Here is a 13,238-nt window from a genome sequence, read left to right as displayed (position 1 = left end):
AGTCTTTTCATCAAATTCTTCATTTTATACCTCATTAACCAGAGTCATTTTTTTACGCGCAATCACCATTCGGTTTACAGGTTGAATGGAGTCATCATAACTGAAATAATGATTCTACTGAATTAGTTTAGAAATAAAAGTTCCATAATCTGAGGTTTCATCACCAATTTCACCTGGAAGAATCTTTCTTTGAAATTCAGCTTTTATTGTATGTGTATCTTTGTCATAGCCAGTTAATTTAAATACAGCAAACCCTTCAACCGTTACTACCTTTGCTCCTGTCTCTTCTGATACATGGACATCACCAACTATTGGCACATAAACAATCTGTCCAATCAAGTCTGTAATAGCCTTACTAACAGGAGTTTTGGGTGTTCCTTCACGAATTTCAATTTCATCGTCGATAGAGATGTCTACAGGAGAACCATCTGCTATATATCCGGTAAGATCTTTTGTTCCTTGGTTTGCCTTATCAGGATCTATAGAAGAAAAATCGAGATAGCCATACCAGCCCGGATCGATTGCCTCGCCAGGTTGTGCGATTATATCAACTGGTCCTAATGTGAAATCCAAAGGTTGTCCAAATAGTAGGTCTTTCTCCAGATGGATACCTACCGGAATAACTTTTCCTTTGCCATAGGATTTTACCTCTGCGATTTTAACTTTTGCAACAGCATTTACTAATGTGTCATTAAAACCTAGAACTTGCATTAACATCATAGAAACTTGTTCTTCACCGGAAACTTCAACGTAATCTGCTTCTTCACGAAAAGCATCATAGTTAAAAGTACCATCCGGATAATTATTTTCTGTAACTCCCTTTGCGACACCTTCAGCATCAGTATAATCACTATCGGTTACCGGTCGCACCACCAAGGTGTCTATTAGAGAATCAGCACCTGCAAGTGCTCCAGCATCAACCGCTTTTTGAAGCTCGGATTTGGCTAAATAAAGTTTTCCCCCATCAATTGCTAAACCTGCAAACCCAATCAGTGCCACCAAAAAAACAGCAACTAGAACCATGGATTGCCCTTTCTCTTCTACTATCAGCTTTTTTATCATCACTTCACCCCCATACTGCAATATCTAAAAAAGCACGATTATGTTCGCTATATAGAATTATTTTAACTGTCATTTAAACAATATTCAATTAGGGAAAAATAAAAAGATTCTGTGTAATTCGTGCAAAAAATATAAAAAAGTTTTATAAAATTAATTTAGAAACGATCGGTATATATTCAATCGGAACATCGCCAATTTCGCCAGGAACAATTTTTTCTATGAATCTTGCATTAATTGTTTTTTCGTCATCGGAAAGAGATAGTATTTCAAAAGCAGCAAATCCTAGAATCATAACAGTGCTTTTACCTGATCCAAACTCACTAATTATAGGTATATATACAATCGTTCCAATTTTAGCTTTTATTTTGGGTAAAATAGTGTTACTTTTTATTGGAACACCCGTTTTTGTTTCTATTAACTGCCCTACCTCCATTGGTGCAGGGGAACCATTTTCTATATAATCTCCTACTGCAGCAGCGCCACCATTGCCTCCGCCGTTGCCGCCACCCTTGCCACTGCCTTTCCCACCACCGTTATGCTTATCCCCATCACTTGTATCTTCTTCTTCTTCTTCACCACAATCCCCGCTATCGGCTACTGGTACTGGTTCCTTTTGAGGTGGTTTACTACCTGGCTCTAATGAAGAGAAATCCAAAAAGTTGAAATTCCCTTTATCAGCATCACCAGATTCTTCTATTAGTTGAAAAGTTAGGTCACCAGCCTTAAGTTTCTTGCATAGTTCATTCCCATTAACCCCTATTGGAATAATTGCGCCTTTATTGGCCTTTACTATTTCACCAATATCTACTCTTGCTACTGCTGAAACCACGGTTGTATTTTTTATTCCTAAGACAGGCATTAACAACAGCGTTACATCTTCTTCCCCGTTAACCTGTACATAATTCACCTTTTTACCAGAATCAAGTTCTGATTTAGCAATATAAGAGACATTATCATTATTGTAGTTATTTATTGCTATAGTTTCAGCTTTTCCTACCGCAATAGAATGATCGAAAACAGTACTCGTTTTTTTGTTATCTAACAATGCATCTGCTCCAGCAAGCACGCCAGCATCAACAGCCTTTTGCAGTTGTGATTTTGCAAGATATAACCTTCCACCATCAATAGCTAACCCAGCAAACCCTATTAATACAGCTAAAAATATAGCAGTAAGGACCAAAGATTGTCCTTTTTGTTCTACGAGTAATTTTTTAAACAATAATAGACCTCCTTCGTTCGTTCTCTATAAAGAATATTAATACTATTATTGTTCTTTGTACAGAGTAATTTTCTTTTAACTATATTAGGTAGAAACTTATTTAAAAACTGAACAATGTATATTATCGCCTGTACCAATTCCTAACTTCTTAATAGATCCAACTGGAAGTTCCAGAGTTGAGTGGGCAGTTTTAACTGGTTTCGTTATTCTCCATGGCTTTAAATCTTGATGTACGGCTACGACCTCATTTTGTTTGTTAAGAAGGACGATATCAATAGGAAACTTCATAAAGAACATATGCACAGCATTACAAGGCACAATCCAAAGTCCTTCATCCTTAATAGGATCCTTCCGAAACATTAATCCTTTTAACCTGGTAAAAAAAGAATCCGCCATCATTATCTGAAAAGGGATTATGATAGTCTTTCCTTTCATATAATAGCTCCTTTCGTTTTGTTTTCAGTAAGTTCATTATAGTAAACTTTTTTGTTCTTAAAAAAGTACAAAAAACAAAGAAATAATTAGAATAATAGAGAAAAAGGGAGATTAATCCATAAAAATTCGTCAAAACGAACAAAAATGGACATTTTCAAATCTTTTAGTGCGGTATATATTTAATTTAAGTTCTTAATATAGAACGAAACAAAATACTAAAAATAGTAGGAGGTAACAAAATGTTACAAAAATTAAAGAATTTAGTTGTTGAAGAAGAAGGGCAAGCATTAACTGAGTACGGGTTGATTATTGGGTTGATTGCTGTTGGGTGTATTTTGGCACTTGCTGCTTTTAAGGATAAAATTGTAGCACTATTCGAGGGAATTTCGTTTACTGAAACTCCTGGTGGAGAATAATAATTAATTTTTAATAAATATTAAAAACCCCTGCTTTTTCTAAAAGAGAAGCAGGGCTTATTTTTAAGAGAGGGGGAAACTTATATTGGAAAATATCATCTTAATAATTGTCCTTTTTATTTGCCTAATTACTGATATCAAATCAAGGAAGATATTAAATATCATTACTTTGCCTACTATCGTTTTTGGATTAGTTTTTTATATATTTACATCAGGGTTCGAAGGGTTTTTATATAGTGGTCAAGGATTTCTAGTCGGGCTAGTTCTTTTATTGATTCCATATTTATTAGGTGGGATGGGAGCGGGAGATGTAAAACTTATGGCGGCAATTGGCGCTCTAATGGGAACCAGTTTTGTTTTTTATTCTTTTATTTATACAGCTTTGTTTGGAGGAGTTATTTCAATTCTATTAATTTTTAAAACATATGGTTTTATTAATACCATGAAATCATTATTTATTAATATTAAGTCATTCTTTTTTATTATATTTTTTAGGAGCAATCTGGGTTCAATAATTTTTTCGAAAGAGAAAAAAAGTAGAGTAGAATTCCCTTATGGAGTTGCCATTGTTTTAGGAACTTTTTGTACACTTGTGTGGGGTGGATTTTGATGAAATCTGAAAAAGGCCAATCCCTTGTTGAATTTGCACTGATTCTTCCTCTATTAATGCTTCTGTTGTTTGGAATTGTTGATTTTGGGCGAATTTTTCATGCGTACTTAACCATTGATCATGCTGGAAGAGAGGCTGCACGCGAAGCAAGCATAGGAAAAGGGAATGAAGATGTTATTGATGCTGCAACGGAAAAGGCAGTTGGTATTGATTTAACTGATGTCACCGTCACCCCAGAAGCTAGGCCATCAGGAACTGATGTAACTGTAACCATTACCTATGACGTTACATTTCTGACCCCATTAATTGGAGGTATTGTTGGACCCATAACACTAACAGATAATACCGTAATGAGGGTGGAATAACATTTCAGATTATTAAAATTGCTAAATAGAGCTGTGGAGCATCCTTTTAGTAACCTTTAATAGGTTACTCTTTCAAGGTTTCGCAGCTTTGGGGATAGATTTTTATTAAGTGAATTTAATCTCAAGTGTGGGATAGATAGGAGTATAGTATGAATACAAAAAAAATATGGATGATTTCCTTAATCTTAGGATTGACGGTGGCAGGTATTGTGTATATTTCGATATTTGCAAAGGATAATACATCGACTCCTGCTAGTGTATCAGTTAGTCAGGATCAGGATGATACGAAAGATAACGCTAAGACTGAGGAAGAAATAGTAAAAGAGAAACAGGCTGAAAAAGAAAAAGCCCTTTTAAGAGAATTCGTTAATCCAATTGTGGATGTAAGTACAGGGAAGAGGGCGATTTCGATAAGAGTAGATTTAGCGCAGGGTGTATCTGGGTACATCGCGCCGAATTCGATAGTTGATGTAATCGCTTATGAAACAACGAAGGATGATGCAACCAAAAAAGAGTTTAAATCAGCAGTTTTAGTTCTTGAAAACGTAAAGGTCCTAACTTCAGGAAAATCGTCAGACCCTAAGGAAAGTGCCCTTAACTATGAAACCGTTATATTGGAGGTTACTGTCGAGGAGGGAGTCATGCTTGGTTTAGCTTCCAAAGATAAGGATGGTTTCTATTTAATGTTAAGAAATACAGAAGATACGGAAACCGGAAAAGCTGGGCTTAAGCATACAAGAGAAGTAATCAAAGAGGAGGCTGAAGAGAAGAAATGAGCATAAATTGGGTTTATTTTTCAGATACGAAAACCTCTCCTAGTGAAATTAAGACACTTTTAGAAAAGGACGACTTTCAATTAACAACAACTTATCAACTGGAAAGGCTCCATAGTCTATTAATGGAGAATAGCCAGTCTGTTATCTTTTTAAAATCCGGCTCCCTTTATAACGTTTATGATCTTTCCCAAGAAATTTCTGCACTTTACCCCCATGCCTATATCATTATTATTGTTCCTGATAACATGGAGAATCTAAAAAGAGCCATGCAGATGGGGGCATCAGATACATTAAAATCTTCATTCGAAGAAGAAGAACTATTGGAAACAATTCTTCATGCAAAGAAATTCATGCTGCATCGGGCCAAAATGGATCACAATAATATAAATCTACCAAAAGTAGAAAGCAGAGTACTTGCTATTTCCAGCCCAAAGGGTGGTGTTGGAAAAACTGTATTAACTATAAATCTCGCAGTCGCATTTGCCAAGATGGGGAAAAAGGTTGCGATAATAGATGGTAACCTTCAATTTGGTGATGTCGCGATGTATTGTAATTTGAAACCGAAACGAACAATCTATGAGTGGGTCAAAGAAGGCTACGGCCGAGATACCTATCCGCTTAGCCAATATATGACAAGCAGCGAGTTTGATGTCTCCATCCTTGCTGCACCACAAAGACCTGAATTTTTTGAAGGAATATCGGAACAGCATATAAAGGCTGCAATCGAAGAAATGAAGAAGCAATTTGATATCGTTTTAATTGATATGGCAACGTATTTATCAGATATTCACTTACGCTGCATTGATTTAGCAGACGAAATTCTATTACTTACTACGAATGAACTATCGGTTATGAGATTAACACAGCTTTATCTTGAAACTTTAGAGACTATTAATTTAAGAGATAAAGTTAAGCTTATTTTGAATCGGTTTCAAAAGGGTCAGAGCCTAGAGGTAAAAAAAATTGAAGAAATCTTTGATATGGATGTTTACCACACCTTTCCAGAACAATCAAATGTTGTATTGGAATCCATAAATGCTGGATATCCGTTTATCCTTTCCAATTCACGCAGCCATATTGGTAAGTCGGTCCTAAAGTTATCAGAGAGACTGTTTACAGAGAATAAAGATGAAATATTAGAAGTAAAAAAGGATAAACGTTGGTATCTACTGGGGAAGTGAGGCGAAGGACATGTCACTGTTTAAACGATTTATCGAAGAAACCAATACTATAACTGCGAATGAAACAATTCAAGAATCTCCTGGTGTAATAAAGTCCCAGGAATTCTGGGATATAGAGGCGAATCTCCACAATTACCTATTAGAAGAACTGAAAAAATACCCTGGTCAAAATAAACAAGAGGAAAATGAAAAATTAGAGGAATTAGCTGAGGATTTTTTTGAACAAGAAGGAACCCGACTGACCTTTGAAGAGAAGAAAGATCTTCTTCATTATGTAAAAGATGAACTGCTTGCTTATGGGCCTATTACTCCTTTGTTGGAGAACCCCTTAGTCAGTGAGGTTATGGTCAATAGTTACAATGAAGTTTACTATGAGAAAAACGGTAAGGTTTTCCGAAGTAACGTACATTTCATCGATAACCAGCATGTTATGCGGGTAATTGAACGGATTGTTTCTCCAATTGGGCGTCGTGTGGATGAAAGTTCACCAATGGTTGATGCCCGCCTCCCTGATGGCTCGCGTGTAAACGCGATTATTCCTCCGCTTGCACTTAAGGGACCAAGTTTAACAATCAGAAAATTCTCTGAAACCCCTTTCACGATTCAAGATTTAATCAATTTTAATACGCTCAATGAAAAGATGGCGGAATTTCTCGAGATTTGTGTTAAATCCAGGCTTAATATTTTTATTAGCGGTGGAACAGGTTCTGGGAAGACCTCGACATTAAACGTGTTATCTTCCTTCATCCCAAATGATGACCGGATTGTTACGATTGAAGATGCTGCTGAACTTAAGCTAAACCAGGAACATATTGTTGCGCTTGAATCCCGGCCGCCGAATATCGAGGGAAAAGGTCAAATTACCATCCGTGATTTAGTGCGAAACGCACTTCGGATGCGTCCTGACCGAATTGTTGTCGGAGAGGTCCGTGGAGAGGAAGCTTTAGATATGCTTCAAGCGTTGAATACCGGTCATGATGGAGGTTTAAGTACTGGCCACGCCAATTCTCCACGAGACATCCTTTCCCGATTAGAAACAATGGTGTTAATGGCAGGCTATGAACTACCTGTAAAAGCAATTCGTGAACAGATTGCCAATGCACTTGATTTAATTGTCCACCAATCAAGGATGAAGGATGGGACAAGGAAAATTACCCATATAACAGAAGTGTTAGGGTTGGAAGGGGATACCATTGTCCTTCAAGATCTTTTTGTCTTTAAGGAAACTGGTATAAATGATGGTCGAATTAAAGGGGAATATATCAGCACGGGCATTCGTCCAAGGTTCACCGAGCAGCTTGAAATAAATGGTTATCAGCTGCCTTCATCATGGTTTGTTGGAGAGTGGTAGGAATGAAAATAGCCATAACAATTTTTCTACTATTTATAATCGTCAGTGGATCCGTTTTTCTTTTGTTAGTGAGCTATACACAAAAGCGAAGAATCAATCAACGTATTAAAGAGTTTTTACCTACTCCTGGGCAAGTGGAAGTAACGTCTGAGCGAGAGAAGAAACCTTCTGTCAGTAACCAGTTATTTAATAAAATTGCGACTATATTTAAAAACGTTCAATTTAATGAAAGTACACAAAAGGTATTACTCGAAGCAGGAAGCAATTTGAAACCAGAAGAATTCTTTTCGCTTAGACTTCTCGCTGCTGCCTGCATTGGATTGATAGGACTAGTTCTTGGATTACCATGGTATTTCAATACGATAGTGATTATCATTGGCTTTGCTATTCCCAAAATATTTATGAAACAAAAAAGGAAGAAACGCTTAGCATTTGTTAACTATCAACTGATAGAAGTATTAGGAATGATAGCAAATTCTATGCGGGCAGGATTTAGCTTTATGCAGGCGATGCAGCTTGTTGGAAAAGAAGTTTCTGATCCGCTAGGACCTGAATTTGACCGCGTCGTTCGCCAGGCAGGTCTAGGCGTTCCGTTAGAGGATGTATTTGAAGAATTAGCCGAACGGTTACCAAATAAAGAGTTAGAAGTTGTTATACAGGCCATTCTTGCTCAAAGAAAGAGTGGTGGGAACTTGGCAGAACTGCTTGAAACAATGGAAGACACCATTAGAGGCAGGGTTAGAATCTTAGAAGAATTACACACAATAACAGCTCAAGGCAGGATGTCATCTTGGATCATTACCTTATTGCCAGTCGGCCTTGGTTTGTATTTAGCGCTAGTAAACCGTGAATATTTTGCACCCATGCTTGAGCATCCGTTAGGATGGACGATGCTGTTCGTAGCCTCAGTTTCGATTATCATTGGCTGGGTCGTCATTCAGAAAATCATTCGAATTGAGGTGTAAGGTAATGCTAGATTTACTTCTTCTATTATTGTTAGCAGGGTTCGCAACAACCTTATTAGCAGGAATTATGTTAACGATTTTCAAAAAGCAAATTGCTTTTAATGACCGAGTGAATATGTATTTTGGTGAACATTTTAAAAAGCAAAAAGAGGATCTCCTAAAAGACGTTAATAAAAAAAGTATTAAAATGTCTATTAACACCTACTGGAATAAAGGAACCGAAATTTTAAATAAAAGAGTTTCAAAAGCAGAAAGAAAAAAATTAGACGTGCTCCTTAGGGATGCAGGTTATCCTTTTAAGTCGGCGGTTGATTTTCGATTATTCCAAATCGTTTTAAGTGCAGGGCTAAGTTTACCAATCTTGTTCTTTCTTCTCCCTGGTTCAGATAACAAAATGTTAACATGGGTCATGGTTTTTACCATGGCACTCCTTGGGTTTCGATTCCCGGTATTTTATCTTGGCAAGAAAAAGACAGCACGGATTAAAGCGATTAATGTAGCGATGCCAGATTTTTTCGATACTGTAAATCTCTTACTAGAGGCAGGAATGGGGTTAGATTTAGCTCTTGTTGAAGTATCAAAAAAGATTAAAGGGCCATTGGCTGATGAGTTCTTTCAAACGTTAGAGGATATGAAGTTGGGTAAATCGAGAAGAGAGGCTTTTTATGAGTTACGGAAACGAGTTCCTTCAGATTCATTCCAGAGTGTCATTACTTCATTGATTCAAGCAGACCAACTAGGGATTGGAATGGCAAAGGTGTTAAGTAATCTAACAGTTCGGATTCGTGAACAGCGCAGAGAGGCAGCCCGTGAGCAGGCCATGAAGGCTCCAGTAAAAATGCTATTTCCGATGGTTTTTTTTATCTTCCCGTCATTATTTATTGTAATCTTAGGTCCATTGGCTATTACATTGATTACAAAGGGTCTTGGCGGTTAGCCAGCCCAAAACGTCTGGGAGGGATTCTATGGACGGAAATAAACTAAAAGTAATGAGGATTGAAAGAGGAATTTCTCTAAATAAGCTAAGTGAACTTACAGGAATTTCCAAGTCATACTTAAGTTTAATAGAGCGAAATATTCAAAAGAACCCAAGCATTGATATACTCGGAAAATTAGCGAAAACGTTTGAAGTCGAAGTAGAAGATTTAGTTCGTAGAAAACAAGAGGGCAATGAAATATTTTGCAAAAAAAATCTACCCATTAAAAGTAAACTTAAATTAGAAATTGAATTAACTGAAGACCAGCTAACTCCTGAAAAATTAAAACAAATAAAAGAATTAATTGAAGCGTTTAATACTGATTAAAAATTCCGCTCTCCAATATGAGAGCGGAATTTTTGATTTATATAGCAAACGATAATACCCAGACATGCGCCAAAGATAGCAGTGAAAGAATAGATAAACTGACCAAAATAGAAAGAGCCCATTTTATACGTACTCGACGTATGAATGGAAATAAAAAGGAAGCCAATAGACTAAACCATCCTATGACAGTAACAATAATCAAGCTATCCAATACTAAATGTGATGGTTGTCCGAAATAGAATAGAACTCCAAAACAAATACTTACCAACAGGGGGATGAATAAATCCTTACTACTCTTTACAACTGGTTCATTTTTTTGTTCTAGTGATTCTTTTGAGAGCAAAGGATAGATAAAATAAGGCAACACAAAACCAAAGGCAATACCAGTCAGTAATCTCCGAGGATTATTCGATTCAAAAAGATGTGTATAGGAACCAAGTCCGTCTACCATTAATGGGACAAGAAATAACAGGAGTAAAAAGCTATATTTTATAGAAGGAATTGTAATACTTTCCCCTCGTTTAGAAAAATGTAAATAAATGAGTGTAGAAAAAATGCCTATATAAATCCCAGTATCCCTTGCGCAAACTGCCAGGGCCTCACCGGACACGTGAAGCGATCGTTCGCGTAGCTGATGACAAATGGCTCTCCCAAAAAAATGCAAAATTTCATGAAGCAACCAAATCACTCCTACAACTAAGAACCCAATTCAATCGTATGAACTGGGTTCTCATCAAATTAGTACGTCATAAAGGCAGGGATAATGGAAAGGGCTGAAGCGGCAAACCAGCAAATACAACTAAGGACAATGGAAACAATACCAATGATTAAACACGTTTTTCCGATAGCTTTCTTGTCTATATCTAGATCATTCATCCAAACAATCCCTAATATGATTCCGACAACAGGTATGATAAATGACAAAATGTATAAAAGTGCTCTTTGACCTCCCGACAACTATATCCCCTCCGTCTGAAAAATACTACCTAATCATTTAAATTCACGCTCTTTGGATATGTATGAGATGGGGAAGGATAATTTGCCTGTCTACTTATAGAAATTTCCTATAGTTTCATGAGTCTAAAGAAGGAATCTTTTTTATAAAAAGATTCAGACTTAAAAGTAACAATCCTATACTTATTTGTTATAATAAAGTTATTACATAGTTTTTCAGGACATAAAAATGGGGTTTGGTAAATTAATATGATAAATAAACTATTTCAAAGCAGCGGTTTTAAAAGAATTTCTATTTTTGTCTTACTCGCTTTAGTTCTTTATGGACTAAAAGATATGATCAATTTGATTTTATTTACGTTTATATTTACCTTTTTAATGGACCGGTTAGTAATCTTCTTGTCCAGAAAAATACCGCTTAATCGAAAAATACTGGTTGTTGCGTCCTATTCCACGATTGTAGGTCTTCTCTCTTACGGTCTTGTGAAATACTTACCAATGATTGTTGGTGAAATAACAGCATTAATTAAACAAATCACAGCATTCTATACCCAAAAGCATGACAATATCATTTTAAATTATTTGGTTAGCCGTCTTGAGGAAATTCAGATTTCTAGTTATTTGGAGAGAGGCTTTACCTTTTTAATTACCTATTTCACGGATATTAGCACCTTTAGCTTGCAAATACTTATTGCTCTTTTAATGAGCTTATTTTTCTTATTAGAAAAACCTCGATTGATTGAATTTACGAAAAAATTTAAAACGAGTAAAATAGCCTCTATTTATGCAGAAATAGAGTTCTTCTCTTTAAAATTTGTTGGTACATTCGGGAAGGTAATTGAAGCACAATTAATTATTGCCGTTGTTAACTGCATACTGACAACCATAGCATTATGGATTTTTGGCTTCCCGCAATTAGGCGGCCTGTCCATTATGATTCTATTCTTAGGTTTGATACCAGTTGCAGGAGTCATCATTTCTCTTATTCCACTCGTAATCATAGGATATAGCATTGGTGGAATCATGACAGTACTATATGTATTTATTGCGATCATGATTATTCATGCAATCGAAGCATATATTTTAAATCCAAATTTAATGTCTTCCAAAACAAATTTACCTGTCTTCTATACATTCCTAGTATTAATTTTTTCTGAACACTTTTTTGGAGTTTGGGGTTTAATCATTGGTATTCCAGTTTTTGTTTTCATATTGGATGTATTAGAAGTAACAGACCATAAGAAAGTTTAGAAGGTGATTATAATGAGCGAATGCAAACTAAATCATTCACATGAAGATGTAAGAAATAAATATGAATCACAAGCAGCGTTTCTTCCGGCAGACATGAAGCCATTGTTTGAACAGTTCCTAACCAAAGAACATACACAAGACCTTTTAAATGAAGTGTTCCATCTATTAAAAAAATATGACTTAGTTTCGGAAGATGAGAAATATGAGAGAAATAACCGATTATTTTTGGTATTGAAAAACGTTTAGAAATTTAAACCTCCAGCAATGGGGGTTTTTATTTTGGGAAAATCTCACTCAATAGGAAAGTGGCTATGTTTATGAAATGTGCTTTTTTAGAAAATAGTAAAGATAACTAAAAAAGCAGGAAGAAGGTATATAATGGGGGAGTTATTTAAATCGTTAAAAAAAGGCAATAAATCCGCAATGATCGCCGCCATTGTCAACACCATCATTGCGATAGCCAAAGGGGTAGCTTATACCTTTACAGGAAACGTCGCTATGTTTGCAGAAACGATGCACAGTCTTGGAGATGCAGCAAACCAGTTTTTCGTATTTGTTGGTTCTGCCTTAAGCAAGAAAGCGCCAACCAATCGCTTTCCAAATGGTTTTGGTCGATTGGTTAACTTAGTCTTATTAGGAGCAGTATTAATCGTTGGGATTATGGCGTTTGAAACCATCCAAGAAGGTTATCATCATATTCTTCACCCAGCTGAATCAGAAGGGTTCTTAATTAATGTAGGCGTACTTGCATTTGCCCTCATCCTTGAGATATACGTTCTTTATAAGGCAATGAAGGAAGTTATGCATGAAGTTGGTGAAGAAGCAAGCGGTCCGAGTGTTATTTTTAAAAGTTTTGCCCATTTGGGTAGAGCCAAGCCTGCCACCAAGCTAGTTTTCATGGAGGATTTAGTAGCAACGAGCGGTGGCTTACTGGCAATACTTGCTGTTATCCTATCCCATTTTACCGGTGTCCTTTGGATTGAGGGTGCAGCTTCCATTCTCATCGGTTTAATGATGTTCTTTGTTGTAGGTAGAGTCTTCTTGGATAATGCAGCCGGTGTTCTTGGCCAGGCAGATGAGGAGATGGAAGAGAAAATAGGTCAATTAGTGATGGCTGACCTGGATGTAAAGGACATTCAAGACCTTGCCGTAATTAAAGAAGGGGAAGATTTGCATGTCGAGTTGGAAATTGAGATTGATTCAAATCTAACAATCGCAGCAGCAGATGATATTAAAGACCGTTTGCAGGAGAAAATCATGGCTGAAAAAGGTGTCGTTGATGTAACGATTGAGTTTGATGAAGAAGATGGGGTCACGACGTGGAAAAGTGATTCTACAGAAAAATGAAG

Annotated in this window: 17 protein-coding genes; 12 read left to right on the top strand and 5 right to left on the bottom strand. The window is 36.4% G+C overall.

Features of this window, described 5'->3' with window-relative positions; genetic code table 11:
• Nucleotides 1-114: 114 nt before the first annotated feature.
• The 3 genes from TR08_RS10435 to TR08_RS10425 form a co-directional block, all read right to left on the bottom strand.
• Nucleotides 115-1,062 (bottom strand): Tad domain-containing protein, encoded by a 948-nt coding sequence (locus tag TR08_RS10435; protein ID WP_045518061.1) that lies wholly within the window; start codon nucleotides 1,060-1,062, stop codon nucleotides 115-117.
• A 142-nt stretch (nucleotides 1,063-1,204) separates the two neighbouring features.
• Nucleotides 1,205-2,281 carry a Tad domain-containing protein gene (locus tag TR08_RS10430; protein WP_045518059.1) on the bottom strand — a complete coding sequence of 359 codons (1,077 nt, stop codon included), beginning with the start codon at nucleotides 2,279-2,281 and terminating at the stop codon, nucleotides 1,205-1,207.
• 96 nt (nucleotides 2,282-2,377) lie between these two features.
• On the bottom strand, nucleotides 2,378-2,716 hold the full coding sequence (locus TR08_RS10425; protein ID WP_045518057.1) for a DUF192 domain-containing protein: 339 nt from the start codon (nucleotides 2,714-2,716) through the stop codon (nucleotides 2,378-2,380).
• 239 nt (nucleotides 2,717-2,955) lie between these two features.
• Between TR08_RS10425 and TR08_RS31895 the strand changes: the two genes are divergently transcribed.
• The 9 genes from TR08_RS31895 (at nucleotide 2,956) to TR08_RS30950 (ending at nucleotide 9,684) form a co-directional block, all read left to right on the top strand.
• A complete protein-coding gene (locus TR08_RS31895; RefSeq protein ID WP_152597386.1) occupies nucleotides 2,956-3,132 on the top strand; it encodes a Flp family type IVb pilin in 177 nt (58 codons plus the stop codon).
• Between the two features lie 85 nt (nucleotides 3,133-3,217).
• Nucleotides 3,218-3,742: an A24 family peptidase gene (locus TR08_RS10420; protein WP_045518056.1), complete on the top strand. Its 525-nt coding sequence runs from the start codon at nucleotides 3,218-3,220 to the stop codon at nucleotides 3,740-3,742.
• Entirely contained in the window at nucleotides 3,742-4,107 is a 366-nt protein-coding gene (locus tag TR08_RS10415; protein ID WP_045518054.1) for a TadE/TadG family type IV pilus assembly protein, read from the top strand. Before TR08_RS10420 ends, TR08_RS10415 begins: the two co-directional genes overlap by 1 nt.
• 149 nt (nucleotides 4,108-4,256) lie before the next feature.
• Nucleotides 4,257-4,883, top strand: coding sequence for a Flp pilus assembly protein CpaB (gene cpaB, locus TR08_RS30240; RefSeq protein ID WP_052427410.1), 627 nt, complete (start codon nucleotides 4,257-4,259; stop codon nucleotides 4,881-4,883).
• Entirely contained in the window at nucleotides 4,880-6,064 is a 1,185-nt protein-coding gene (locus TR08_RS10405; protein ID WP_045518053.1) for an AAA family ATPase, read from the top strand. Before cpaB ends, TR08_RS10405 begins: the two co-directional genes overlap by 4 nt.
• 10 nt (nucleotides 6,065-6,074) lie before the next feature.
• Nucleotides 6,075-7,415, top strand: coding sequence for a CpaF family protein (locus tag TR08_RS10400; protein ID WP_052427409.1), 1,341 nt, complete (start codon nucleotides 6,075-6,077; stop codon nucleotides 7,413-7,415).
• Between the two features lie 2 nt (nucleotides 7,416-7,417).
• Nucleotides 7,418-8,380: a type II secretion system F family protein gene (locus TR08_RS10395; protein WP_045518052.1), complete on the top strand. Its 963-nt coding sequence runs from the start codon at nucleotides 7,418-7,420 to the stop codon at nucleotides 8,378-8,380.
• Nucleotides 8,381-8,384: 4 nt separating this feature from the next.
• Nucleotides 8,385-9,317: a type II secretion system F family protein gene (locus TR08_RS10390; protein ID WP_052427408.1), complete on the top strand. Its 933-nt coding sequence runs from the start codon at nucleotides 8,385-8,387 to the stop codon at nucleotides 9,315-9,317.
• A gap of 28 nt (nucleotides 9,318-9,345) precedes the next feature.
• Nucleotides 9,346-9,684 (top strand): helix-turn-helix domain-containing protein, encoded by a 339-nt coding sequence (locus tag TR08_RS30950; RefSeq protein WP_081954433.1) that lies wholly within the window; start codon nucleotides 9,346-9,348, stop codon nucleotides 9,682-9,684.
• A 37-nt stretch (nucleotides 9,685-9,721) separates the two neighbouring features.
• On the opposite strand, the gene TR08_RS30235 is transcribed toward TR08_RS30950, so the two are convergent.
• Nucleotides 9,722-10,363 carry a DUF2085 domain-containing protein gene (locus TR08_RS30235; protein ID WP_052427407.1) on the bottom strand — a complete coding sequence of 214 codons (642 nt, stop codon included), beginning with the start codon at nucleotides 10,361-10,363 and terminating at the stop codon, nucleotides 9,722-9,724.
• 59 nt (nucleotides 10,364-10,422) lie between these two features.
• Nucleotides 10,423-10,641, bottom strand: a complete 219-nt coding sequence (locus tag TR08_RS10375; protein WP_045518051.1) for a hypothetical protein — start codon at nucleotides 10,639-10,641, stop codon at nucleotides 10,423-10,425.
• A gap of 240 nt (nucleotides 10,642-10,881) precedes the next feature.
• Here TR08_RS10375 and TR08_RS10370 point away from each other — a divergent pair, with 240 nt between their 5' ends.
• From TR08_RS10370 to TR08_RS10360, 3 genes are all read left to right on the top strand, one after another.
• On the top strand, nucleotides 10,882-11,889 hold the full coding sequence (locus TR08_RS10370) for an AI-2E family transporter (RefSeq protein ID WP_370576297.1): 1,008 nt from the start codon (nucleotides 10,882-10,884) through the stop codon (nucleotides 11,887-11,889).
• Nucleotides 11,890-11,901: 12 nt separating this feature from the next.
• Nucleotides 11,902-12,135, top strand: coding sequence for a hypothetical protein (locus TR08_RS10365; protein ID WP_045518048.1), 234 nt, complete (start codon nucleotides 11,902-11,904; stop codon nucleotides 12,133-12,135).
• 132 nt (nucleotides 12,136-12,267) lie between these two features.
• A complete protein-coding gene (locus TR08_RS10360; RefSeq protein WP_045518047.1) occupies nucleotides 12,268-13,236 on the top strand; it encodes a cation diffusion facilitator family transporter in 969 nt (322 codons plus the stop codon).
• The last annotated feature ends 2 nt before the right edge of the window (nucleotides 13,237-13,238 follow it).

Origin of the sequence: Neobacillus niacini, from assembly GCF_000759675.1 — a bacterium.
Taxonomy (GTDB): domain Bacteria; phylum Bacillota; class Bacilli; order Bacillales; family Cytobacillaceae; genus Neobacillus; species Neobacillus niacini_A.
Note: the sequence above shows the minus strand (reverse complement) of the source record. Positions and strands in the feature narration are given on the sequence as shown.

What these genes read in the sequence shown, in the direction of transcription:
- cpaB (WP_052427410.1), top strand. Translation starts at nt 4,257, where the DNA reads ATGAATACAAAAAAAATATGGATGATTTCCTTAATCTTAGGATTGACG.
- TR08_RS10435 (WP_045518061.1), bottom strand. Translation starts at nt 1,062, where the DNA reads ATGATAAAAAAGCTGATAGTAGAAGAGAAAGGGCAATCCATGGTTCTA.
- TR08_RS10405 (WP_045518053.1), top strand. Translation starts at nt 4,880, where the DNA reads ATGAGCATAAATTGGGTTTATTTTTCAGATACGAAAACCTCTCCTAGT.
- TR08_RS10390 (WP_052427408.1), top strand. Translation starts at nt 8,385, where the DNA reads ATGCTAGATTTACTTCTTCTATTATTGTTAGCAGGGTTCGCAACAACC.
- TR08_RS10360 (WP_045518047.1), top strand. Translation starts at nt 12,268, where the DNA reads ATGGGGGAGTTATTTAAATCGTTAAAAAAAGGCAATAAATCCGCAATG.
- TR08_RS10415 (WP_045518054.1), top strand. Translation starts at nt 3,742, where the DNA reads ATGAAATCTGAAAAAGGCCAATCCCTTGTTGAATTTGCACTGATTCTT.
- TR08_RS10395 (WP_045518052.1), top strand. Translation starts at nt 7,418, where the DNA reads ATGAAAATAGCCATAACAATTTTTCTACTATTTATAATCGTCAGTGGA.
- TR08_RS31895 (WP_152597386.1), top strand. Translation starts at nt 2,956, where the DNA reads ATGTTACAAAAATTAAAGAATTTAGTTGTTGAAGAAGAAGGGCAAGCA.
- TR08_RS10365 (WP_045518048.1), top strand. Translation starts at nt 11,902, where the DNA reads ATGAGCGAATGCAAACTAAATCATTCACATGAAGATGTAAGAAATAAA.
- TR08_RS30950 (WP_081954433.1), top strand. Translation starts at nt 9,346, where the DNA reads ATGGACGGAAATAAACTAAAAGTAATGAGGATTGAAAGAGGAATTTCT.
- TR08_RS10400 (WP_052427409.1), top strand. Translation starts at nt 6,075, where the DNA reads ATGTCACTGTTTAAACGATTTATCGAAGAAACCAATACTATAACTGCG.
- TR08_RS10425 (WP_045518057.1), bottom strand. Translation starts at nt 2,716, where the DNA reads ATGAAAGGAAAGACTATCATAATCCCTTTTCAGATAATGATGGCGGAT.